General features: G+C 47.3%; 20 protein-coding genes. 8 read left to right on the forward strand and 12 right to left on the reverse strand.

From position 1 onward, the window contains the following. Together BMZ28_RS11390 and BMZ28_RS11395 are read right to left on the reverse strand one after the other, a co-directional pair. Positions 1-3318 carry a hypothetical protein gene (locus tag BMZ28_RS11390; RefSeq protein ID WP_074823326.1) on the reverse strand — a complete coding sequence of 1106 codons (3318 nt, stop codon included), beginning with the start codon at positions 3316-3318 and terminating at the stop codon, positions 1-3. A 31-nt stretch (positions 3319-3349) separates the two neighbouring features. Continuing rightward, positions 3350-6301: a type VI secretion system Vgr family protein gene (locus BMZ28_RS11395; protein WP_074823328.1), complete on the reverse strand. Its 2952-nt coding sequence runs from the start codon at positions 6299-6301 to the stop codon at positions 3350-3352. Positions 6302-6707: 406 nt separating this feature from the next. Between BMZ28_RS11395 and BMZ28_RS11400 the strand changes: the two genes are divergently transcribed. From BMZ28_RS11400 to BMZ28_RS11415, 4 genes are read left to right on the forward strand one after another with little or no spacing between them, the layout of a single operon-like run. Continuing rightward, a complete protein-coding gene (locus BMZ28_RS11400; protein ID WP_047781644.1) occupies positions 6708-7073 on the forward strand; it encodes an ArsC family reductase in 366 nt (121 codons plus the stop codon). Then, on the forward strand, positions 7073-8209 hold the full coding sequence (gene dapE, locus BMZ28_RS11405) for a succinyl-diaminopimelate desuccinylase (protein ID WP_074823330.1): 1137 nt from the start codon (positions 7073-7075) through the stop codon (positions 8207-8209). The genes BMZ28_RS11400 and dapE overlap by 1 nt, the downstream gene beginning before the upstream one ends. Beyond that, positions 8206-8883 carry a M15 family metallopeptidase gene (locus tag BMZ28_RS11410; RefSeq protein WP_074823333.1) on the forward strand — a complete coding sequence of 226 codons (678 nt, stop codon included), beginning with the start codon at positions 8206-8208 and terminating at the stop codon, positions 8881-8883. The genes dapE and BMZ28_RS11410 overlap by 4 nt, the downstream gene beginning before the upstream one ends. Continuing rightward, positions 8883-9080 carry a YpfN family protein gene (locus BMZ28_RS11415; RefSeq protein WP_047781647.1) on the forward strand — a complete coding sequence of 66 codons (198 nt, stop codon included), beginning with the start codon at positions 8883-8885 and terminating at the stop codon, positions 9078-9080. Before BMZ28_RS11410 ends, BMZ28_RS11415 begins: the two co-directional genes overlap by 1 nt. Here the strand turns inward: BMZ28_RS11415 and BMZ28_RS11420 are convergent, their stop codons facing one another. From BMZ28_RS11420 to dapA, 6 genes are all read right to left on the reverse strand, one after another. Then, entirely contained in the window at positions 9081-11135 is a 2055-nt protein-coding gene (locus BMZ28_RS11420; RefSeq protein WP_248296101.1) for a tRNA(Met) cytidine acetyltransferase TmcA, read from the reverse strand. A 128-nt stretch (positions 11136-11263) separates the two neighbouring features. Further along, on the reverse strand, positions 11264-11716 hold the full coding sequence (locus BMZ28_RS11425) for a DUF441 domain-containing protein (protein ID WP_047781648.1): 453 nt from the start codon (positions 11714-11716) through the stop codon (positions 11264-11266). Between the two features lie 95 nt (positions 11717-11811). Continuing rightward, positions 11812-12687 carry a KPN_02809 family neutral zinc metallopeptidase gene (gene ypfJ, locus BMZ28_RS11430; protein ID WP_047781649.1) on the reverse strand — a complete coding sequence of 292 codons (876 nt, stop codon included), beginning with the start codon at positions 12685-12687 and terminating at the stop codon, positions 11812-11814. A gap of 219 nt (positions 12688-12906) precedes the next feature. After that, positions 12907-13620 (reverse strand): phosphoribosylaminoimidazolesuccinocarboxamide synthase, encoded by a 714-nt coding sequence (gene purC / locus BMZ28_RS11435; RefSeq protein WP_074823335.1) that lies wholly within the window; start codon positions 13618-13620, stop codon positions 12907-12909. An 84-nt stretch (positions 13621-13704) separates the two neighbouring features. Further along, a complete protein-coding gene (gene bamC, locus BMZ28_RS11440; RefSeq protein ID WP_047781651.1) occupies positions 13705-14745 on the reverse strand; it encodes an outer membrane protein assembly factor BamC in 1041 nt (346 codons plus the stop codon). A gap of 16 nt (positions 14746-14761) precedes the next feature. Beyond that, positions 14762-15640 (reverse strand): 4-hydroxy-tetrahydrodipicolinate synthase, encoded by an 879-nt coding sequence (dapA, locus tag BMZ28_RS11445; protein ID WP_047781652.1) that lies wholly within the window; start codon positions 15638-15640, stop codon positions 14762-14764. Between the two features lie 144 nt (positions 15641-15784). Between dapA and BMZ28_RS11450 the strand changes: the two genes are divergently transcribed. Next, positions 15785-16354 carry a glycine cleavage system transcriptional repressor gene (locus BMZ28_RS11450; RefSeq protein ID WP_047781653.1) on the forward strand — a complete coding sequence of 190 codons (570 nt, stop codon included), beginning with the start codon at positions 15785-15787 and terminating at the stop codon, positions 16352-16354. 2 nt (positions 16355-16356) lie between these two features. Further along, complete coding sequence (bcp, locus tag BMZ28_RS11455) at positions 16357-16827, forward strand: thioredoxin-dependent thiol peroxidase (RefSeq protein WP_047782730.1); 471 nt, start codon at positions 16357-16359, stop codon at positions 16825-16827. A 62-nt stretch (positions 16828-16889) separates the two neighbouring features. Here the strand turns inward: bcp and BMZ28_RS11460 are convergent, their stop codons facing one another. Next, the gene (locus BMZ28_RS11460) at positions 16890-17957 is read right to left on the reverse strand and encodes an AI-2E family transporter (RefSeq protein ID WP_047781654.1); all 1068 of its coding nucleotides are present in this window, start codon (positions 17955-17957) and stop codon (positions 16890-16892) included. A 408-nt stretch (positions 17958-18365) separates the two neighbouring features. On the opposite strand from BMZ28_RS11460, the gene bepA reads away from it, so the two are divergent. Next, positions 18366-19829: a beta-barrel assembly-enhancing protease gene (gene bepA, locus BMZ28_RS11465; RefSeq protein ID WP_047781655.1), complete on the forward strand. Its 1464-nt coding sequence runs from the start codon at positions 18366-18368 to the stop codon at positions 19827-19829. Positions 19830-19857: 28 nt separating this feature from the next. After that, positions 19858-20208 (forward strand): arsenate reductase (glutaredoxin), encoded by a 351-nt coding sequence (arsC, locus tag BMZ28_RS11470; protein WP_074823338.1) that lies wholly within the window; start codon positions 19858-19860, stop codon positions 20206-20208. Between the two features lie 280 nt (positions 20209-20488). Here the strand turns inward: arsC and hda are convergent, their stop codons facing one another. The 3 genes from hda to BMZ28_RS11485 form a co-directional block, all read right to left on the reverse strand. Then, positions 20489-21196: a DnaA inactivator Hda gene (hda, locus tag BMZ28_RS11475; RefSeq protein WP_047781657.1), complete on the reverse strand. Its 708-nt coding sequence runs from the start codon at positions 21194-21196 to the stop codon at positions 20489-20491. Between the two features lie 90 nt (positions 21197-21286). Continuing rightward, entirely contained in the window at positions 21287-22561 is a 1275-nt protein-coding gene (locus BMZ28_RS11480) for a uracil-xanthine permease family protein (RefSeq protein WP_083399683.1), read from the reverse strand. 207 nt (positions 22562-22768) lie between these two features. After that, complete coding sequence (locus BMZ28_RS11485; RefSeq protein ID WP_074823341.1) at positions 22769-23668, reverse strand: endonuclease/exonuclease/phosphatase family protein; 900 nt, start codon at positions 23666-23668, stop codon at positions 22769-22771. Positions 23669-23681 lie beyond the last annotated feature (13 nt).

Genomic DNA, 23681 nt, shown 5'->3' on the forward strand with positions numbered 1-23681 from the left:
CTACATTACCTCTTTTATTATTTTTTCAAAAAGCATAGCATAATCTTCAAAGTGATTAGCGCGATCAGGAATTCCATCCCTATATCCATTAATAATTAATCTTGCATTAAAATAATCACTTTTTCCCTCACCTAAATATCGCTCAAGTGTATGATCCTCTCTAAAACTCCCATCACGCATTCCTTTCATCATTATTGAAACAGCGGTGTTTATTTCAAGACAAAGATCAGGATTAGTTACAATATCTATGCCAGTCAACCTCATGAACTTTTTATAATTAATTTTCCATGTTAATTGAACTAAACCTCTCCCTCTATATTTATATCCATCACCTACATTAGTATTGTGATTTAATATTGCTCTTCTACGCTTCTTATCAGTTGCTGTTGAACCAGAACCATATTCTCTCTCTGCTTTTTCATATGAAATAATTTCATTAATTGGTTTAAAATAAACCCCATTAGTGAAATCATATGACTCTATTCTTATCGTAGATAACATATATGAAATAAATTTTTCATTAAAAATATCAAAGTAATTATAATATTGATTCTTCATCTCATTTAGAAGTGTTCTTAATGAGTCCTCTGATTTTTTATTTAATGAGGAAATCTTAATTTTCGTATCTCCATCATAGAATCCAAATATTACAGAATGCATTTCTTTATATTTGGTGATAAATTCTTCTATGTCAAACCAATCTCCTATTCTCCCCATTGCCCCCACCAACCCAACCGGATGAAAATGCCACACCTTCCCATCCTCCGGCAAACCAACCTTACCCGCCACATCCTTATACCAAATCAACGCCTTAATCTTATTGCGCATTACATCCCAATGCTGGCTTTGCTGATCTTGCGGGTCGATAACCTTAAACAGTTCTTCCCACTTACTTAACCCTTCATCCGCGTACCATTCGCTTTCATACTTCACCACCAGTCTGGACATTTGCTCTGCCAGCCACGGTTTTGCCAGCGCTTTTTGATATTCATCTACCGTCAATTGACCGTCTTTAGTTCCCTGGCTATCAATAATCTCATGCAGCTTTTGCAGTAGTTCGCCTCTGTCTGCCTGATCGGCACGGATACGCAAATTTCCAATTCTCTGAGGATCGGCATCAGCAGATGATTCGCCCTCTGCCTGATTAACCTCTTTAGCCGCAGCCTGATCGGCGGGCTTACTCTGTTCTTCAATAAATTCAAAGCCCGGCCAGTGCCACGGGGAACAACGAACGACGGTTCCGCCTTCTTTTACCCATCCCTGAATATCTTCCCCCTGCTCGTTACCAGCAGAAACAGACCACCAAACCGTTTGCCCATCGGTGGCTTTATCCTCTTTCTTTATTTGGGATAACGGTAATAAACGCATAAAAGCAACGGTTGGGCTATCAGTCGCCGCCTCTTTTAACGGGAACGCTTTCCAGGCAGGTAAAGCGGCTTCAGTGCTGCTTCTACGCCCCTCTTCATTCAGTTGGTCTCGAGGTATCCAGCAAGCCTCCGCATCTGACAGTGAGAAACTGACGACACGTTGTTCTCCATCTAATTTCTTAACAAAAAAAACGGAACTTGGCATTTTAGCTTTAGCCGCTTCACTCAATCCTGCCTTTGTTGCAAGCCCGTTTTTCTGTGTCGCATCCAGTGCATATTGCCCACTGTTGTATTTCCCTAAGTCCTTTTTATCCACTTCAATAACATATCCAGCTTTCGCCTTAGCCCAACGTCCATCCTTAGGCGAATCTGCTTCCAGCGCCACATCAGCTCCCGCCGGGATCTCGGTATCAGTCGCGGACGGTTGCGCAAGCTGAGTACCCACATCCACTTTTAACAGCGTTTTCTGGTTATCCGCCAGCTTGTCGGCCAGATTCCTACTTTGCGCCACGAATGCAGGTACATCATCAGCGCTGAACACTTCCAAATGAAGAACCGGCTCGCCGGTATACTGATTTTCACCACTCTTCACTATATTCTGTGTTCCCGGATAACCCACGATCTCACCGGCCTTTATTACAGCAGGTGGCTCCTGAAACTGAATCTCATCCAGTTTTTCCGGTTCGGTTGAGACAATAGACATATTGGAACTGGCAACCCAACCCGGTAAATTACCGTCTGCATCGGCCTGCAGTGGCGGTATCGTCGAATCCGCCGACTCCAGCGCTGTTATCTTACTGCGAATACCGCTGACTTCCCCCAGCTTAACTTTTTTATCCGGCAACAATAACGCCAGTATTTTCGAGCCATTAGCCGCCGTTTCCCGAATATATTGACCTTTAATCGCTTTGGCCGTGGTATCTTCCGGCGCATCTTTTGCCTTTTCACCAACAAACCAATGGTTGGTTTGTCCCTCAACGGCAATCAGCTCAGGAACATACGAATATCCTTCCGTTGTTCCATCCCATTCAGGGTAGGCTTTACCGCTAATAATTTCTTCCACCTTACGGTACTTCTTGTTAGAGGCTAATTCCTCCCCCAAGCGAAGCACGCTTCCTCTGACAACGACACTGAGCACTTTTTTACTATCAATTTTATTCGTCGTACCCGCCGTTGGTCGTATACGAACCCCAAGCAACTTGTCCGTTTTCTTATCCGCTTTGATCTGATACTGCGACGCACCCCAAAACTGTGGCAGCGTGACCCCTTGCTGTGAATGAGCTTTCCACGGCAGCATATGCATATATAAACTATAGAACGTCAGTGCCGGTCTGGGTGGTGGCGGTGCAGTCTGCTCGCTACTGGCGGGTGCAGTCGCCGGTTCTGTCGATGGCGTTTCTGAAGGGGGTTGCGCCGGAGGCGTAGCAGGCCCCCCCGCCGGAGGCCGTGTTTCTCCCTGAGGCGTTGGGGCTGTGTCAGGTGGCGTTGCCGACATATCCGGCGTGGCTGCCGCGTCAGGTGCAGCCTCAGAAGCTGGAACCTCCTTTGCCGCTGGAGGTTCTGGTGGAAGCTCCAAACGATGACGTATTAATGCAAAACCTGAAGAGAGACAAACCGGTGATTCATCCTGACTAACCTTCACATAGCTATCATTAATCCGCGTCGCCACAACCTCACCATCCGCAAGGTTGTATATCGACATCGTCCACTTCAAGCCAGACGACTGGTCAAAATGAATGCCACCATGCCACACACCATGTAAGCTGATGGGATAAAAACCGCTAGATGCCGCCGCTAATCGCTGATAATAAACCTCAGGCTCTTGAATGATCTTACCGGGATCCGCATCCCCTTCCGCGCTCTCTTCCGTTGGCGTACCGTTCACATTCGCTTTGTCCGGACGTTCTTTAAAAATCAGAGACCACTTTTTTAACGGGGTAAGCTCACTCATAACATATCCTTATCAACAAATTCCTGAGGTTCTAAACTGAAAAGTCAAACTTACTGGATGACGGCGGAGCATAGCGATATTCAACAATAGGCATCGGCTGTCCATCTTTATCCAGCTGCGCCGCCCCCATTTTCTGCAAAGCGATCGCTTTAACTGTCACATTGTTCGGGCACCCTAACTCAATACCCCCACCCGATATTTTGATGTAAGCGCCACCACACACTAATATCAGCTCTTGCCGGGCAGACATAGATACCTTGCTATCAACGCTGGTAATCTCCATATCCTGCTTGGCCGCCAGCTGCATGGCATCATTCTGCGCCTGCACTTCGACTTTGCCCTGATTGGCAAACAGCTTCATCCCTGACTGCTGGGCAAATAAACTAATGGCATCACCCGTCGCTATCGTCAACTTTTTGCCCACACCGATATCCATATGACTGCCAGCAGTAAGATAGACATTATGTGCTGCCGCCAGTTGCATATCCTCACCGCTGGCAATACCAATACCGTCCGGTGCGCTGGCCAGTATCACTCTGGCAGTTAAATCCTTTAGCCGCTGCTCTATCAGCGATTTTTGCGCCTCAATTTCGGCTACCAGCGCTTGAGCCTGCTCCGCTGCGTGGCTCAACCCCTGCATTCGGGCATGGGCGGCGGCCAGTTGATCCATCGCCTGCGCCATTTCTCTCACTGCACCCTGTGCCGTTGGCTGTCCATCAGCGCTGATAAACAGTCCTTTATCCGCCCGAATCGCCCCCCACTCATCGGTGCGCAGCTCAAATCCTTCTCCCCGCTGTTTACGCTCGCCATCCACCACATGACCGAGATTAAGCTGGGTTTTACCGTACTCAGTGGCAACTTTGATATGTTCTTTGCCGCGCTCATCATCCATCCGCAGCTTATTATTGGCCGGGGTGCGAATAACGTTGCGTTTATGGTTGGCGGCAGTGACTAAATCTGGGTGGCGTGAGTCGTGCATACCGTGAGCGATATACGGCCGATCAGGATTACCTTCGGTAAAGGCGATGGCGACTTCAGTCCCATCGAGCAGCGGGAAGTGCATGCCATAAGTTTCACCGGCGTACGGCTTAGCCAGACGCATCCACAGGCTTTCTTCCCCTTTACGCCATGACTCGTTCAGGTCAAAGTCCATCTTCACCCGATAACGTCCCTGCACATCCAGATAGCCGTAAGCGTCATTATCCGGGCTGGTCACCCGAGCCGGCAAGGTGCCGCTAATGATTGGCCAAACTAAACGTTCAGGACGATAAGGGCGTAACACATCATAAGGAATACCGGTAAAACTGATAACATAAGCCTGCTGACGGTCACCGGTGCTTTCCACTGAAACAATCAGAATACCGCTGCCCGCTTCATTAATCGGGGAGCCGGTCACGGTTAATATCTGCCCCGGAGCCAGATGAGATAAGGTGGTTTTACCGCGAATAGTGATCTGTTCGGTCATAAAGCGCTGATGGCGCAAGCGAGCATACCAAGCCCCTTGCCCCACCGCATCCGGCTCTGCAGAACTGGAGCCACTACTGTCTTCACCTGAGCCGGCCAAACCATTAAGCAGTTCGCCGCCTTTATCCGCTAGTCCTCCCAGCGAACCGCTAACGTTATCTATCGTACCTTTGGCCTGACCCGCGATATTTTGCGTTACTCCGCTAACGCTGGGCATCTCTGCCAAACCATCGGGTAACATATTGCTGAACTGACCCAGCAGTTCATCTTGCGTATTACCGCGGGTAATGACTTCGCCTTTATCTCGATAGTGCTCACCGTAAAGGTATTGGCGACCGCGGGTAGTGTTATCTTTCTGAGCACCGTTAACCTCAGACTTCATACCGGTCTGGGCATTGCGATAGTTATAATCCTGAGTTAATACGCTTTGCGGCACGGTCTTGTGGGAAATCGACATATCCCACACCGATTCGACACCGTTATCGTTATTGCCCGAGGGCTGACGATAGGCGGTGGTCGGGCCGTCTTGATATTGTTGTTCTGAATCGCCAAACGCCACCACATCGCAACTATGTTTAGCATGGGTTTCAAAACGGAACCAGATACCGCTGTCCGCCAGCAGACGGCGAATAAAGGCTAAGTCGCTCTCCTGCCATTGGGTGATATATTCTTTAATGGGATAGGTATCGCTGAGCTCAAAGCGGAAATCGACGCCGGTCAGTTCATGATTACGCAGTACCGCCTCCACCACTTGAGGTACGGTCTGGTTCTGGTAGATAGCGCTATTCAGGGTATTGTCTAACAGCACCAGTCGTGGAGATAAAGTAATTTCATAGCGGGCTTCATCGGCAGAGGTGGACAGTTGGCTAAAGGCGGTAACCACACCGTACAACACTCGGGGTTCACCTTCACCACCGGTCAGGGAACTGACCATGCCGCCGACAGAAGAGAGCGAGGTCAAACTGGAACCCACTTTACCGGCAATACCGCCAATAGAATTCGCCATATTGCCCAGCTTACCTGCCGCCGAACTGACCTGATTGGCGATACCCAGTCCCTGATTAGCTATCTGACTAACGCTATTAATCGAGAAACCACCCGTTGGCGCATTAAACGCACCACCGATTTTATCGCTGAACATACCGCCAAAGGCGTTAAAGGCTGACATCAGTTGATTACTAAGCTGACCCGCTACACCACCCAGACTGCTAACGCCCCCCGGCGCCAAAGCAAATACTGCTTTTTCGCTCAGCACCTGCTCCATGGTTAATCCGTGCTGGGCGGTAAACTGAATGACATACTGCCACGGTTCACTCAGGTGCTCTCGACCCTGTACGCTTAATACCGACAGAGAGCTCGATAGCCCATCAATGGCCAGTTGGTAACGGTTCATGCCATTATTCAGCTGTGAGAAACCGCTGGAAACCGCATCTGAACGACCATAGCTACCGCTCAGGCCGTAAGCCTGAAGTTGTTCATCCAGCAGGTCTTTACCTTTTTTTATCAGTTGATCCTTCACTCTATGTCCTTATAGATCATTTGCGATCAATGCAAATTAGGGAACTACAGTTCCTAACGAGTATAACGTGAAGAAATGTTGATTGAGCAATTTGTTGTCAAAAATAAGTTTAATATTTTCATATTAGCGAGACAGAGGAAATAATACATCCTGTTATAACTACCAGTTTTTTCTAAAATAATTAGGAAACAAATGAATTAAACTTATTGACCAATGTTACTTAGTGGGTAAACCGCTCTGTAACCTTGGCTTCATATCTTATTCATTCGTTAATTTAAAATTGTTTTCTCCCTACAGCACAAATTAATGATAGATTTACTCTCTATCCTCCCTGCTTTTGTCAGCAGTTTGCTGAATGCACCGATTTGCGGCAGGTTGACCGATTTTATTGACGAGGGAATCTCTTTTGACAACGACGTATAGCCTCTACGGCATTAAAAACTGCGATACCATTAAAAAAGCCCGCCGCTGGCTGGAAGAACATCAAATAACATACCGTTTTCACGATTATCGCGCCGATGGTTTAGATGATGCATTACTACAACGATTAATTGATGGGCTCGGATGGGAAGCGTTATTAAATACCAGAGGCACCACTTGGCGTAAGCTGAGTGATGAACAAAAAGCCGCCGCATCCAATGAAGCTGGTGCTAAAGCGCTAATGCTAGAACAACCGTCAATTATTAAACGTCCGGTTCTGGAGCAAGGCTCAAATATGCTGCTGGGCTTCTCTACCGATACCTATCAGCAGTTTACCGGCGGAGATAAATAATGTTCTGTCCGGTCATTACCTTAGCCCAACAGTTAATCAAGCGCCCGTCCATTAGCCCACATGATGAAGGCTGCCAACAAATCATGATCGACCGGTTAAAAGCCATCGGCTTTACCGTGGAAGAGATCAACGTTGGCGATACCCTGAATTTTTGGGCCTGGCGCGGTGAGCGCAGCGGTGGTCCAACGTTGGCCTTCGCCGGTCATACCGATGTTGTTCCAACCGGTGATGAGAGCCATTGGCATCAACCACCGTTTGAACCCACCATTCAGGATGGTTTTCTGTATGGCCGTGGCGCCGCAGACATGAAAGGTTCGCTGGCCGCCATGCTGGTGGCCGCAGAACGCTTTGTCGCCGCGAATCCACACCATAGTGGACGCTTGGCATTCCTTATCACTTCTGATGAAGAGGCCAGCGCCGTTAACGGTACGGTTAAAGTTGTTGAAATGCTGGTCGCTCGTAAAGAAAAAGTGGACTATTGTTTGGTTGGCGAGCCTTCCAGTACCGAGCGCGTCGGTGATGTGGTGAAAAATGGCCGCCGTGGGTCGATTACCGCTAATCTAACTATTCACGGTACTCAAGGTCATGTTGCCTATCCTCATTTAGCCGATAACCCGGTTCATCGGGCTACCCCATTTATTAATGAGCTGATCGGCACCGAATGGGATCGCGGTAATGAGTTCTTCCCGGCAACCAGCATGCAAATTGCCAACATCCATGCAGGAACCGGCAGTAACAATATTATTCCTGGCGAATTGTTTATTCAGTTCAACTTCCGCTACAGCACTGAGCTTACCCATGAACAAATCATGCATAAAGTACAGGCTATGCTGGAGCGCCATCAGTTGCGTTATACCATTGAGTGGAACCTTTCGGGTAAACCGTTCTTAACACCGCGCGGTAAGCTGGTCGACGCCGTCAGCCATGCCGTGGAGTATTACGCTGCGGCTACGCCACAGCTGTTAACCACTGGTGGCACGTCTGACGGGCGTTTTATTGCCCAGATGGGCACTCAGGTTGTGGAATTAGGCCCGGTTAATGCCACCATTCATAAAGTTAACGAATGCGTTAAAGCCTCTGACTTGCAGTTACTCAGCCGTATGTATCAAAAAATCATGGAGCAGCTGTTGGTATGATCACCACCGCCATGTTAACGGGTCAAAGCGATGCACACCTGACTCCGCTGTCGGGTAATCATCGACTTCAAGCAGAAGCCGTTCAGGCTTTTCTTGCCATGCAAGCTGCGGCAAAAACCGCAGGATTTAACCTGCAACCGGCCAGTACCTTTCGTGACTTTGCCAGACAGCAAACGATCTGGAATGAAAAATTCAACGGATTGCGCCCGGTGATGGATGCCATGAGCCAACCGCTGGATATCACTGATTTTGACGACCAACAGCGCTGCTGCGCGATTTTACGTTGGTCGGCCATGCCCGGGGCAAGCCGGCACCATTGGGGAACCGATCTGGATATTTACGATCCTGACCTGTTACCCATTGGTCAAAAACTCCAGCTCGAACCTTGGGAATATGAAGAAAACGGCTACTTTTATCCGCTAACTCGCTGGTTAACGGCTAATATGAATACATATGGCTTTTATCGTCCTTTTACCGATGACAAAGGCGGTGTTGCTGCGGAACCCTGGCATCTTAGCTATTATCCGCTGGCACAACAGGCTGAACACATGCTGACACCAGAATTACTGTTATCAGTCTGGAAAGATAAAGACATTGCAGGCTACGCGTGGCTCTCCAGCCACCTTGAGCAAATATTTGAACGCTATATTAGCAACATTGACGGAGTATCATGATGCAATGGCTCGCAGACTACTGGTGGGTAATCCTGATTATTCTGGCAGGCATGATTATTAATGGCATCAAAGCCCTGTATAAAGTGAATTACAATCGCTCACTGCAAGATAATTCTAAACTTCCGCCTCACCGAGATAACAATGCGGCCTGGGACAAAGAGGAAGACGAAGAATGGGATCGCAATAAGAAGAAATAGTTACTCGATACGATCGCTTACTGGTATTTGCGCGTTAACCCAGCGCTGCCAGTAAGTGAATTGTTCAGCATTTAGCGTGAACAGCGCCGTTGAAACTTCACTACGCCACAGCTGAACCAAAGCTTTTCGCCCACTCAATCGTAACTGCTTAACCAACACTTCCGGCATGATTTGCTGTTCCAGCAACTGACGCAAACTGCCACATTCTGCCTGCGGGTGCCGTAACAAGCGATAAAGGGAAACCTGACTGGCTTCCAGCGAACGATGGGCAAAAGCAAAACCGGCTAACTCACGCCAATCCTCAAGGGCTAGCGCTGTCGGCACAATATCATTAACGTGGTGCAACTTAACGCAAGAGAGCAATTGATTGAGCAGAAATTGCCGTTTGGCTCTTTTAGCTAATCGAATTGCTCGCTGGCTAAAAGGCACTATCGCCATGGCTGAATAACAACCGCTGCTGGCTTCTTTATGACTGCCCATATGAATCAACTCAAAACCGCACGCCTGCCAAAATAGCCACAGTTGTTCGGTATAGCCAAAACTGACGGACAGATAGTCCAGCCCACGCCCTTTAGCCTGCTCTATCTGTTGCATAATCATTGAGCGGGCAATGCCCTGCCGACGTAATGAACGGCTAACGGCAATGCGGGTAATTCGGCTTGAGCGCATTTGAGGGGCTAAATATTCCGCAGCATGCGCCGCCAAAGATTGTGCCACTAAATTTCCTCGAGGCCGCCGCCGTCCTGCCCATACTTCTCGGCAAAGTTCTGGCGACAATCCTCCTTCATCCACCAGCCAAAGTGCAGCAATGACCGATTGCTTACCGTCCAGAGCAGCGCTAAAAGAGAGCCCAGGCGCATCAAATAGCCGACGTAAGTCTAACGGACTGGTTCGATAATGCGCGCCGGTGAGTAAACCGTAGAACTGTTTAAGTAGAGCTGGATTCTCTGTTAACGACTGCTGAGTCACATTGACGATCTGTTGTAACTGAGTTGGCCGTTCGCTCAGGCTATTCTCAGCATCCATTAACAATAATTGGCTGATGATTCTTTCCAGCGGATCGTTATCCGCCCAACGAATGGGTTGCTGCAAAGTCAGTAAATTAAGATCAGGTAAATCGGCACAAAACTTTAATAAAAACCCTCGACCACTGCCTTCATAACCTTGAACGGTGGTTGTCATTAATACACGAGGAAAAAACGCCATCAGGCACTCAAGCTGCGGTGTGGGTATCGCTGCGGCTTCATCGATAATTAACCAGTCAACCTGAGTTGGTTTTTCCATTTGGCAGCGGGCAAGCAATTCATCGGGCGCAAAAAACGTCACCCGTCCGGTTGCCCAACGCTGTAAAGTATCAGTGGCAGTTTGAGTCGGTGCCGTTAGCCAGCATTGACCGTCTCCTGACCATCGTGCAGCTAACATCCCCGCCAGGGCAGACTTACCCCGGCCACGATCGGCAATCAAAGCATAGTAGCCGGATTCAACCTGCAACAAACTATCCAGTAAAGCTTGCTGCTGTTTAACCGGAGCACCATCCGGTGGAGCCCATACCTCCTGTCTGTCGAGCAGCTTGCCGCTGAATGCCTTACCCTGTTGCCAAAACAGCACGTCATTATCCACCGCTATCTGTTGCTGAAAATGGTGGATAAAATTCGGTGTACTAATAGGGTCGGGCGTTTCACACCAGCGTAGACTATCGTTATCCGCGATCTGAGGCCATCGTTGCCAGTCGGGCAATAACATAACCAACAGGCTACCCGCAGCCAAAGTACCGGACACCGCAGCCAGTGCTTCCGTATTCAGACCTTCTGTCGCATCAAACACCAAATGGCGAAACTCAGCACCCAATAAGGTATTAACCGCACTGAATTTACGCTGTTGATAAGGGTAATCAGATAACACACTGTCAGATACCCAGAGCCAATCGCCGTCATATTGACCGGTCATATGCAGCGCCTGTTGCCGACACCATTCCGGCTGCCCACTCAAAATAAACAGTCGACGAACGCCACACTGCTGCATCTGGTTTAAGTAAGGAGCCAAATCAATATTCATGACATGATTGCCGCATTCTAAGCTTCGGAGTTATTAGAAGGCTGATTATAGGCAGGTTGTTCATCAATACCTATAGCGTAAATGTGATAGTAAAATAGCGATTAAATGAGTTCGCTCTTCATCAATACTCAAGTTTTACCAATAATCAGCGATACCACACCCGCAGCAATAAGCGGCCCAACTGGAATACCGCGGAAGAATGCCACACCGATAATGGTGCCAATTAATAAACCCGCAACGATGGTCGGCTGGCTGGTCATCAACGTTACGCCTCGCCCACCCAGCCAAGCCACCGCAATACCGATAACGATCGCCACCAGAGATTGCCAGTTAACAAATACCTGCATCAGCACCGAAGGAGTCATTTTTCCGCTGGCCAGTGGCGACATAACGGCAACCGTTAGGATGGTGATCCCAACCGTTAAGCCATATTTCTGTACCATAGGGAAAGCGGCTTCCAAAGGCGTCAAACGTAGGATCAATAAGACAAGGATCGCAATCGTAACGGTATTGTTATGACTGAGAATCCCTAACCCTGCCAGAACCAGCAGGACAATAAGCGTAGGATCAATACTGGGCATGTGCGAACATTCTCTTGGTTGGAGGAGCGCCGTTATTTTGATAAGTGCCGGATTGAAGCGTTCCGGCGTTTATCATAACGTAAATGACTGAGGGATTATAACTTATCCACGGAGAAGGTATCACACTGCCGGAAGTCACCGCTGTCAAAACCACGCTTAAACCAAGAATAGCGCTGCTCTGACGTTCCATGGGTAAAGCTGTCTGGGATCACTCGACCAGAATTTTGCTTTTGTAGACGATCGTCACCGATGGCGCGAGCGGCATTCAGTGCTTCTTCCATATCACCCATCTCCAGCACATTTTGCTTATTCATGCTGTAGCCCCACACGCCGGCAAAACAATCCGCCTGTAGCTCTTGTTTTACTGACAGTTGATTGACTTCAGCCTGGCTACGCGCTTTCTGCTGCATGGCCCGTACTTTATCGCCAATTCCCATCAAATTCTGCACGTGATGCCCGACTTCATGGGCAACTACATAAGCTTCAGCAAAGTCACCACCGGCTTTTAATTTGGTTTCCATATCCTGATAAAACGATAAATCAATATAAACGGTTTTATCTAACGGGCAGTAAAAAGGCCCCATCACTGATTGGCCAGTACCACATCCGGTACGGGTTGCACCACGATACAACACCAGCTTGGGATCTTGGTAAACGCTGCCCTCTTTCTTAAAAATAGCTGACCAAGTATCTTCTGTTGAAGCCAATATTACAGAAGTGAACTTCGCCATTTCATTATCTTTAGGGGAAACCGGCTGAGCCTGTTGCGTTACCGGCGCTCCGCCCCCCGTTAGCAAAGGTGTTAAATCTACCCCGTAATAACCCGCAACCAGCACCACCACCAGTAGTACTAATCCGCCTTTTCCTCTGGGTAGACGAAAACCGCCCCCACCCAGCCCGCGAGGAACACCACCGGACTCTTCACGGCGATCCTCAACGTTATTACTTTCCCGACGACCTTGCCAACGCATAATCTTGTCTCTCATCATCAACGGCCCATCATTCAGGCCAGTTTTCGCATTATATAACTTGAGTATATGCAGCAAAACAGAAAACGCTCGTCAGATTACATAGCCATCAGCGATTTGAGCCAATCTAATCATGTTATACAACTGATTCAACATAATAGAAAAAGCCGGATTAACCGGCTTTGTATCAAAGACATTCACTAAACGTAATCGATTGCGTCATCAGTCCAAATTAATACCCAGACGGTGTGCGACCTCTTCATACGCTTCAATCAAACCACCGAGACTTTGGCGAAAACGGTCTTTGTCCATTTTGTTAAGGGTGGTTTTATCCCACAGGCGGCTGCCGTCCGGAGAGAACTCATCCCCCAGAACCACTTCACCTTTAAACAAACCAAACTCAAGTTTAAAGTCCACCAGAATTAATCCCGCCTCATCAAACAGCTTGCTCAGTACCTGATTAGCTTGATAGCTAAGGGCTTTCATGCGCGCTAAATTAGACTCATTCACCCAACCAAACGTTTGGCAGTAGGATTCATTGATCATCGGGTCATGCATGGCATCATTCTTCAGGAATAGATCAAACACTGGCGGATTCAGTTCCAAACCCTCTTTAATCCCTAAGCGACGGACCAGCGAACCGGCAGCCCGATTACGAATAACGCATTCCACCGGTACCATATCTAATTTTTTAACCAGCACTTCGGTATCGGAAAGAAGACGTACCATCTGCGTTGGAATACCGGCTTCTTCCAGCTTGCTCATAATAAAATAGTTAAACTTATTGTTTACCATTCCCTTACGGTCAAATTGTTCAATACGTTCGCCATCAAGGGCTGAGGTGTCATTACGAAATTCCAGAACCAGAAGATCTGCATCCTCAGTGGTATAAACGGTTTTTGCCTTACCACGATAAAGTTCGGCGACCTTTTGCATCGTCAGTTTTCTCCGTCGATTTAAAGTGTGATAGTTTTTGTTGAAGCTGAAATAAAAAAGGGGCGCTAAGCCCCTTTTTACTATTTATTTACTCTCTACTGCGCTCCGGTTAAATGCGGATTGCAGTATGATTACCAAGGCATTGTTTTCATTTTCTTTCAATACCTGGCCTTTTTCAGTACTGAACTGCAGGCTACTGCGGTTATCTAAGTCACCAACCTGTAATTTGTACTCACCGTTTTTCAAATCTGGATTTGGCACATTCAGCGCCGCCCAGTTAGCATTAGACGATTTGAACTTCACCGTGATGAGACCCTGAGGCTTATTACGGTCAGTGATTTCCATCCCCATACTTTCCAGTACCGCTGGTAGGCGATCCCAGACATTGGTATATGGAGCACGTACGATCACCACCGGTAAACCGGTGTCATCTTTGGCTGACTGCAGAACAATACTACCGCTGGCCAAGCCGGCTTTCTTGCTGTCTAAATCATGCTGGGTCTTATCCAGAACGCTGGTAATGCTATTTAGCATGCTAATGCTGTAACGCTGCATGCTAGCCGCATCAGTCACCGCTTTATCACCGGCTTTTAGCTCAATCACTTTTACAGAAAGCTGATTTTGGTAGCCCTGAGACTGTACCGCGATTTGATAACGGGCATCATAGGCAACATTTTCATCGCCACGCTGCCAGTTAATCCAATCAGTAGTCAGCGTTTGGTTAGCGTCTTGACGGTCAGCAATCTTGTAATTTTTCTGACCAAGAGCAGCAATCAATTTTGACCAAAGAGCCTGGTTTTGTGCACTGTTCTCTAATGAAAGCGTTGCTGTATTGCCGCTGAACTGTACCCGTGAACCGGTCATCAGAGCCAAAGGCTGAGATGGCGGACGAATATCCAGCGCCAAACCAAGATTCCCCGTAGATACCGCCCGATTATTCACCGCATACTGCGCGTTCTGAACCGGTAATATCATTCCTGCTGGGGCGCGTAATTCCTTTAACGCTGGGGCTTTCAAATAGTCTTCATTGCCATTAACCTGCTGTTTGTACGCTTGATCGTTAGAACACGCTGCCAACAGTACAACAAGTGAGACACCAACTATTTTCTGTAATGAATGAACCATTAATTTTTCCTAAAATTTATAGCAAACCAGCAGACTTCAATGCCTGCTCAACGACCGGCCGGGCAGTTTCTGCCAGCGGAGTCATTGGCAACCGCATAGTATCATCAGCAATTAAGCCTAAACGATAACATGCCCACTTAACCGGGATAGGGTTTGATTCAACAAACAATTTAAAATGCAAAGGCATTATCCGCTGATTAAGACAACGCGCTTCCGTAAAGTTTCCTTGCGCGGCTAATTCACATAGCTGTGCAATTTCACGCGCCGCAATATTGGCCGTCACCGAGATCACGCCATGACCACCTAACTGCATAAACTCTAACGATGTAACATCATCACCGCTAAGCAGTTTAAAATCATTGCCGACCAGTGCCTGTAATTGGCTTACCCGACTTAAGTTACCGGTTGCCTCTTTCAAGGCCACAATATTAGGCACTTCCGCTAAACGGGCAACCGTCTCGGGTAACATATCACAGCCGGTACGACCCGGTACATTATAAAGGATTTGTGGCAAATCGGTATGCTCGGCAATCGCTTTAAAATGTTGGAATAAACCTTCCTGAGTCGGTTTATTATAATATGGCGTGACCGACAAACAACCGATGACACCCGTCCCATGTAAATCCTGGGTTAATGAAATCGCCTCAGCCGTCGCATTCGCGCCGGTTCCGGCAATAATCGGCATACGACCGTCGGCTAAATCCAGCGTTAACTTCACCACATCAACATGTTCATGATGATTTAATGTAGCCGATTCCCCAGTAGTGCCTACGGAAACTATCGCGGCAGTGCCGCTAGCAACATGATAATCAATCAGTTTTTTCAAACTGGCGCGGTCCACAGAACCCGTTGAGTCCATTGGCGTAACCAGTGCAACCATACTTCCCGTAAACATAAGCGATTCCCCTTAATAGACATAACAAACATGGTACTTTTGACTAATAGCTAAAAGCAAGCAACAACATCACTCTAACTGCTTGTCTAGGTGATTTTTTTATGTTTACCATAGTATCACCATTTTCAGGCAGGAAATTATAACGTGCCACAACAATCTGAATATTACCTTGTCATTACCGCATTGGGTACCGACCGTCCAGGTATTGTTAATACCATTACCCGACATGTGAGTAGCTGCGGCTGTAATATTGAGGATAGCCGTCTGGCACTACTCGGTGAAGAATTTACTTTTATTATGCTGCTTTCCGGTGGTTGGAGTGCCATGATGCTTCTTGAGTCCACCTTGCCACAAAAAGGCGCAGAATTAGAGCTGCTTATTGTGATGAAACGCACAACTCAGCATCCACGGCCTCCCATGCCGGTGACGATGTGGGTAAAAGTAGAAGTAAAAGATTCACCGCATTTAATTGAACGCTTTACCAACTTATTCGACGCAGCCGAAACCAGTATTGCAGAATTAACGTCAAAAACCAGCGTTTGTGACATAACCAAAGAAGCCAAACTATATATTGAGATTACGCTGCATAGTGCCTTAACCGGTACAGATAAAATTGTTGAACAAGATTTCTATCGCCTCTGTACAGAATTGAATGCACAAGGCAGTATTAATATCGTTATTAATCCACAGCATGAACAAAAGGACGGAAACTAGTGATAAACCCATTAAAAGCCGGTGATACCGCCCCTGAATTTACACTCCCGGATCAAGATGGTGAAGATATCAGCCTTAGTGATTTTCAAGGGCAGAGAGTTCTTATCTATTTTTATCCTAAAGCAATGACACCGGGCTGCACCGTGCAGGCCTGTGGACTTCGGGATAATATGGATGACCTGAAGAAATTGGGAGTGGATGTTCTGGGTATCAGTACCGATAAACCCGAAAAGTTATCTCGCTTTGTCGAGAGAGATTTGCTGAATTTTACGCTGCTCTCCGATGAAGAACATAAAGTCTGCGAACTGTTTGGCGTTTGGGGTGAAAAAACCTTTATGGGCAAAACCTATGATGGTATTCACCGCATCAGCTTTTTAGTTGGCACCGATGGAAAAGTTGAAAAAGTCTTTGATGATTTTAAAACCAGTAACCACCACGATATCGTTCTGAACTATCTTAACGGTACAGAGTAGCGGTTAATTTATCCAACAACGGCTATTCCACCAGGGGAAATAGCCGTTGTTTAGTTTATTCTCTAATCCAGATTCTCAGCAATCAAATCATCCGGCCACACATGGATAACCGCCTTGACCAAGGTTGCCAGAGGTATAGCAAAAAAGACGCCCCAAAAACCCCACAGCCCACCAAAAATCACTACCGATAAAATAATCACCAGCGGATGGAGATTCACCGCTTCAGAGAATAAAAACGGCACCAGCAGATTACTGTCCAGCCCTTGAACCACCAGATAGGCAATAATTAACGACCAGAAGTCCGGCCCTACTCCCCATTGAAATAACGCCACCATAAATACCGGTACGGTAACCAATACGGCGCCGATATAGGGAATCAAAACCGAAATGCCCACCAACACGGCCAGCAGCAAGGAGTAGCGCATATCCATAAACCAAAACACCAAATAGGTTGCGACACCCACGATCACTATCTCCAACACTTTGCCACGAATATAGTTGGTAATTTGTTGATTCATTTCCAGCCAAACTTTGCCAGCTAAACCGCGGTTTCGCGGTAAAACACGGCGCACCGCATAAATCATCTGCTTTTTATCTTTCAGCAGGAAAAATACCATCAGCGGAACCAAAATCAGGTAAATCGCCAACGTTAATAGCCCCATGAGTGACGCCATGGAATACTTCACTACCGAATCCGCCAGCCCTACCAATTTGAGACGTAGATTCTCAGCGATCAAATCAATAATTCCGGCATCCATTAATTCCGGATAGCGAGCAGGTAAACCGGCGGCAAAATCATGAAAACGATTCAACATATTCGGTAAATCAGTGAGTAAATTGACGCCCTGCTGCCAGGCTGCGGGCATGACAATCAGGAACGTGACGCACATAACGCCGCCAAACAAAATAATCACACCGCTGGCAGCCAATCCTCTGGATAGCCCCATCTGTTGTAATTTATTGGTAGGCCACTCCAGCAAATAAGCCAACACAATCGCCACCAAAAGCGGTGCAAGAATGCCATTAAAAAAATAGATAATGCCAAAACCGCCCACTAATATAATGAGTAGCGCGACGGCCTGAGGATCGGTGAAACGCCGACGATACCAGCGTACCAACATATCCAGCATAGCAACCTCCAAAAGTAAAAAACGGTTGTGCATCAAGATTCAGCAGTTGATATAAGCCCAGTTAAAGCAATATCAAGTACAACATCAATGGCACAAAATACAACATCTGTTGTCTATAAACTGTAGCGATTACGCCGATCGATGATGGTCTGAATTTATTCAGCTTCAGTTACCTGATGCAAGCGCAACTTAACAATGCTAATTTATCGTTAATCTTGATGATTAGCGGCAGTTAAGATAAAACAGCGGCTATAATAGCAATAAAACAAATGCTTTAACGATAAGATTTAACACCCATCAGCGGCGTTGAGAAAACGGGCTAATGCAGGAATAGGGAAGCCATTCTGGTACCCATAACGTACCGAATGAGTTCAACAGACTAAAATAACTTCTGGAATAAATATCAATATGTCCACCAGTCTACGCAAATCCTTACTCGTTACGCTTTTAGGTAGCACATTACTCTGTGCTCCGGTGGTGACTACTGTCGCAGATACAATCAGCGATCTACCGGATATTGGTACCACGGCTGGCGGCACCTTGACCATTAATCAGGAACTGTTAATGGGGGACTTTTATGTCCGACAGTTACGCTCCGGTGCCCCACTGGTCTACGATCCGCTCTTGACCCATTACATTGGTGATCTGGGACAGAAACTGGTATCAAGAGCCGACTCTGTCCGTACCCCTTTCCACTTTTATCTAATTCAAAATGATGACATTAACGCCTTCGCCTTTTTTGGCGGTAATGTGGTCCTTCACTCATCCTTGTTCCGCGAAACGGATAACGAAAGCCAATTAGCATCGGTTATGGCGCACGAAATTTCCCACGTGACCCAGCGCCACTTGGCGCGAGCCATGGAAGAACAGCAGCGTAACGCACCGTTAACCTGGGTTGGGGCATTAGGTTCAATTCTGTTAACCATGGCGAACCCACAGGCGGGTATGGCGGCACTGAGCACCACGATTGCCGGTACCCAACAAGGCATGATCAGCTTTACGCAATCTAATGAGCAGGAAGCTGACCGCATTGGCATCCGGGTACTACAGCGAGCAGGCTTTGACCCAATGGGCATGCCAGATTTTATGTTAAAACTGGCGGATAAATATCGCTATGCCAGCAAGCCACCAGAAATGCTGCTGACTCACCCCATGCCGGATAGCCGGATGTCCGATACCCGTAGTCGAGCCTCCCAACTAGGTCATAGGGATGTACAATCGTCTCAGGATTATCTGTTCGCTAAATTCCGAGTTCTGGGTATGTACAACAACGCGGATGGATTGAATCAATATATGTTGGATGACTATAAAAAAGGCAATGCTCGCGAACAGCTGGCGGCGAAATATGGTCAGGCGATTCTTTATTACAAAGCCAAACAATATGATTCAGCGAGTAATATCATCCAGCCATTGCTAACACAGCAACCAAACAACGTTTGGTTTATCGATCTGGCAACGGATATTGACCTTGAACAAAACCGTGCTCCACAGGCCATCAGCCGTCTGGAACAAGCCATCAAGAGTCAGCCATCTAATTCAGTGCTACAGCTTAATCTGGCCAATGCTTATGTAGAGTCCAGACAATCGGCAAAAGCCACCGCATTACTAAACCGCTACACCTACGCCAATCCTGACGATCCTAACGGTTGGGATTTACTGGCTAAAGCCAGCGCCGATCAGGGACTGCGCGATGAAGAGTTGGCAGCCAGAGCAGAAAGTATGGCCTTGGCTGGGCGTCTGGATCAGGCAATTAGTATGCTATCAAGTGCCAGTTCATCGGTTCAAACCGGTAGCCTGAAGCAGGCTCGCTACGATGCTCGCATCGATCAGCTACGCCAGTTACAGCAGAGATTTAAACAATTTGAGCGTTAATAAAACGATAAAAATGGGAGAATATATAATGTCTAATACGGTGACTATGTTTCATAATCCACGCTGCAGTACCAGCCGAACGACGCTAGCGTTACTGGAAGAACGCGGAGTACAGCCTAACATCGTACTGTATCTGGATACCCCTCCGGACAGCGCCCAAATTAAAACATTGCTGAAGCAGCTAGGTTTCAGCTCTGCCCGTCAGCTTATCCGCACTAAAGAAGATGTCTATAAAGAGCTGAATTTAGCCGAAGCATCAGAACAACAGTTAATTGACGCGATGGTTAAAAATCCAAAGCTAATAGAACGCCCCATTGTCATTTCAGGTGACCATGCTCGTCTGGGCCGACCACCAGAACAAGTGTTAGACATTCTGTAACTACACGTTTTGGCTGCCGGTCTACCCTTTGACCGGCAGATTTATCTCAATTTCGCTAACGCTGAAATGTCCCCGCCGGTTTACCTAATTAGCCTATCACTACCATCGTATTGCTCTGAAAACATGACACACGCAGTCATCTCTATTCGCTGATTTCAGATACTGATGGGGGATGATAAATATTACTTACGGATTGTGCGAAGAATAAAGAACGAATAATCGGCACAATATCAGCGTCGATAACTGAGGATTAGAAAAGAGTAACAGATAACCTTATCGACTAAAGATCGAGGGCTTCTTTTACAAAAGGAATCGTCAGCTTGCGCTGAGCGGTAATCGAAGCGCTATCCAAATGATCCAACGTTGCAAACAACGTTCTCATATCACGATCTAAGCGTTTCAGTAGAAAACGCCCGACATCTTCCGGAAGCTCAAAACCGCGTAGCTTAGCCCGTAGAATCAGCGCTTGCAGTTTATCATCGTCGGATAACGGATGGAGACGATAAATTTGCCCCCAATCAAGGCGTGATGCCAAATCGGGTAAAGAGAGGTTGAGCTGGCGGGGAGGAGTCTCACCGCTAATCAGCAATCGGGTAAATCCGGTTTCAAGAATACGATTATACAGATTAAAAATCGCCATCTCCCACTCAGCATCGCCGGCAATGCACTCGATATTATCGATGCATACCAGCGCCAGCTGTTCCATGCCATCTAATACTTCTGGCACAAAATAGGTTCGCTTATCTAAAGGCACATAGCCAACGGCGATCCCTTGTTGTGAAAGCTCAGCGCAGGCGGCTCGCAGTAAATGGCTCTTACCACCAGCATCACCCGACCAAAAATAGATATAGGTACTGTGTTCCTGATGCAAGGCCGAATGGATAGCCGCAAGCAACGACGCATTTTCGCCGGGATAAAAACTGGCAAAAGTCTCATCATCAGAGAGATAAAGAGGAAAAGATAGCTGCGTTGATGTATTCAGAAACACCTCAAACCTAAAAGATCGTTCAACCGGATCAGTTTACCACAGAGGGATCCAACGGAGAACCAGCAACGTTCCATGTCGCCGATCATCAGATTAATGCCCTTGCTTATCTGACTCAGCATGAGGCTGAGCCTTCGGCAGAATCAGGTTTAACACAATGGCAATCACACCACACAGGCTAATGCCCTGTAATGAATATTGACCAAAGTTAAACACCATACCGCCAATACCGAATACCAATACAATAGAGACAATGCACAGGTTACGGGCAATCGAAAGATCCACTTTATTCTTCACCAGAATATTGATCCCGACGGCAGCTATCGATCCAAACAATAGCACCATAATTCCGCCCATGACCACCGAAGGAATAGTATTCAGGAAAGCACCAATTTTACCGATAAATGACATAAAAATGGCCCAACAGGCGGCAAAGGTCATAATTAACGGGTTAAAGTTGCGCGTCAGTGTGACAGCACCAATAACTTCAGCATAGGTGATACAGGGTGGTCCACCAAAACAAGCTGCCGCAGACGTCGCAATTCCATCACCGGCGAGAGTGCGATGTAGTCCTGGGTTCTTGGCATAATCTTTACCAGATACCGAGCTAATCGCCATAATATCACCAACGTGTTCAATCGTTGGGGCGATGACCACCGGTAACATAAACAGAATCGCCTGCCAGTGGAACTCAGGTGCCGTAAAGTGAGGAATAGCAAACCACGGCGCATCTAATACCGGCTGGAAATTTACCACGCCCATAAACAGCGCAGTAACATAGCCAACTACGATCCCCGACAGAATGGGAATCAGACGGAAAATCCCTTTAGCCCAAACGGCCACCAACAGCGTTGTTAACAATGACAACATAGAGATAAACAGCGCGGTACGATAATCAGCCAACAGAACTGAGCCACCATCACCGCTCTTACCTAATGCCATATTCACCGCAGCAGGTGCCAACGTCAGACCAATAATGGCAATCATCGGCCCGGTCACCACCGGTGGCAGTAACACTTCAATGATCCGTGAACCACGTAGCTTAATCAGACCGCCGAAGATCATATACATGACACCGGCAGCAAATAACCCACCCATGGTGGCAGGAATACCCCAAGTCTGAACGCCATAGCTAATTGGCACGATAAAGGCAAAAGAAGAGGCTAAAAATACCGGTACTTTGCCTTTAGTACAAAGCTGAAACAGCAAAGTACCCAAGCCAGCGGTAAACAGTGCCACATTGGTATCTAACCCAGTGATCAGCGGTACCAATACTAATGCACCAAATGCCACAAATAGCATTTGTGCACCTACCAATACATTCTGCCAGGCAGGTGGCTGCGCGCCGGTCATTGACGGCTGTTGCATAGCATAAACCTCTAATTTGAAATGATGATATATTTTTCGGTACCGGATAACGGTGCCGAAATACTTTACCTACTACCCTGTCTTCACACTTATCAACAACGGCGGGCTGATCCTACCCTCCGACACTCACGACCTTACTCTAATTAACACGCTTCGGCTAATTAGCGGCCATAAATATGGGCGATCCCGTCGCCCATATTTATATTCTTATTGCTCAGTCATTCTGAGCTCCGCCACGATGGGGAGGTGGTCACTGACCAACGGCCAATTAACCCCAGACCACTCACCATTGGCGTTAGGAATCGTTAAACTATCTAAATGCCAGCGCTGAGCATTACCGGTAAAAATATAGTCTACTTTTATCTCAGCGTTTTCAGCAGGCCAACTACGACCATCTCTATTTTCCGGCTGAATATCATTCCAGTAACGATCAAGCTCTTGCCAGGTTACGCTGCGGGGCACATCGTTCATATCACCAAACAGCAATTTGATACCGCGTATTTCAATGGTACGGTCATTTAACTCTCTGACCTGTTCCAAACGCATGGTTGGATCTTCTTTGGTATCCAAGTGGGCATTTACAACGGTAATCGGTGCGGCAAAGTTGGGAACTTCTACTTTAGCCACAAAAGCAATGCGCTGTTCACGCTGACCGGAAGGTAATGGATAAATCACCTGATCTTTAATCGGGTATTTTGACAGATAAGCTAATCCGTATTGGCCGCCGTCAAAATCAATCGCCCGGCCAAAAACGCCATACATGCCGGTTAATTTCATCAACTCAGCAAGCTGATCGACCTTACCGCTACGCGCCGTGAGCTTATCAACTTCTTGCAGCGCAACAATATCCACGTTCATCGCCTTAATGGCTTTCGCGATGGCCGTCATATCACTGACTTTGCCAGCAGCAATATTAAATGTAGCCACTTTTAAGATCGGTGCTTCTTTCAGGGAAAAGGTTTTATTGGTAATTCCACCCAGCGCACTGGCGACTTCGCGACTGTTGGCATTGCTGTTAGCGTGATTAACTGGCGCCTCACTACTCCAGACAGGAGCGGCGAATGACAAGGAAAAAACTGCGGCTAAAAAATAATTGTAAGCTGACATACGGAACACCTTA

Origin of the sequence: Pragia fontium DSM 5563 = ATCC 49100 (assembly GCF_900112475.1) — a bacterium.
In the GTDB taxonomy this organism is placed as follows: domain Bacteria; phylum Pseudomonadota; class Gammaproteobacteria; order Enterobacterales; family Enterobacteriaceae; genus Pragia; species Pragia fontium.

What these genes read in the sequence shown, in the direction of transcription:
- dapE (WP_074823330.1), top strand. Translation starts at nt 7,073, where the DNA reads ATGTTCTGTCCGGTCATTACCTTAGCCCAACAGTTAATCAAGCGCCCG.
- purC (WP_074823335.1), bottom strand. Translation starts at nt 13,620, where the DNA reads ATGCAAAAGGTCGCCGAACTTTATCGTGGTAAGGCAAAAACCGTTTAT.
- BMZ28_RS11460 (WP_047781654.1), bottom strand. Translation starts at nt 17,957, where the DNA reads ATGCTGGATATGTTGGTACGCTGGTATCGTCGGCGTTTCACCGATCCT.
- bamC (WP_047781651.1), bottom strand. Translation starts at nt 14,745, where the DNA reads ATGGTTCATTCATTACAGAAAATAGTTGGTGTCTCACTTGTTGTACTG.
- BMZ28_RS11415 (WP_047781647.1), top strand. Translation starts at nt 8,883, where the DNA reads ATGCAATGGCTCGCAGACTACTGGTGGGTAATCCTGATTATTCTGGCA.
- BMZ28_RS11480 (WP_083399683.1), bottom strand. Translation starts at nt 22,561, where the DNA reads ATGCAACAGCCGTCAATGACCGGCGCGCAGCCACCTGCCTGGCAGAAT.
- bepA (WP_047781655.1), top strand. Translation starts at nt 18,366, where the DNA reads ATGTCCACCAGTCTACGCAAATCCTTACTCGTTACGCTTTTAGGTAGC.
- BMZ28_RS11420 (WP_248296101.1), bottom strand. Translation starts at nt 11,135, where the DNA reads ATGAATATTGATTTGGCTCCTTACTTAAACCAGATGCAGCAGTGTGGC.
- dapA (WP_047781652.1), bottom strand. Translation starts at nt 15,640, where the DNA reads ATGTTTACGGGAAGTATGGTTGCACTGGTTACGCCAATGGACTCAACG.
- BMZ28_RS11425 (WP_047781648.1), bottom strand. Translation starts at nt 11,716, where the DNA reads ATGCCCAGTATTGATCCTACGCTTATTGTCCTGCTGGTTCTGGCAGGG.
- BMZ28_RS11390 (WP_074823326.1), bottom strand. Translation starts at nt 3,318, where the DNA reads ATGAGTGAGCTTACCCCGTTAAAAAAGTGGTCTCTGATTTTTAAAGAA.
- arsC (WP_074823338.1), top strand. Translation starts at nt 19,858, where the DNA reads ATGTCTAATACGGTGACTATGTTTCATAATCCACGCTGCAGTACCAGC.
- ypfJ (WP_047781649.1), bottom strand. Translation starts at nt 12,687, where the DNA reads ATGCGTTGGCAAGGTCGTCGGGAAAGTAATAACGTTGAGGATCGCCGT.
- BMZ28_RS11410 (WP_074823333.1), top strand. Translation starts at nt 8,206, where the DNA reads ATGATCACCACCGCCATGTTAACGGGTCAAAGCGATGCACACCTGACT.
- BMZ28_RS11485 (WP_074823341.1), bottom strand. Translation starts at nt 23,668, where the DNA reads ATGTCAGCTTACAATTATTTTTTAGCCGCAGTTTTTTCCTTGTCATTC.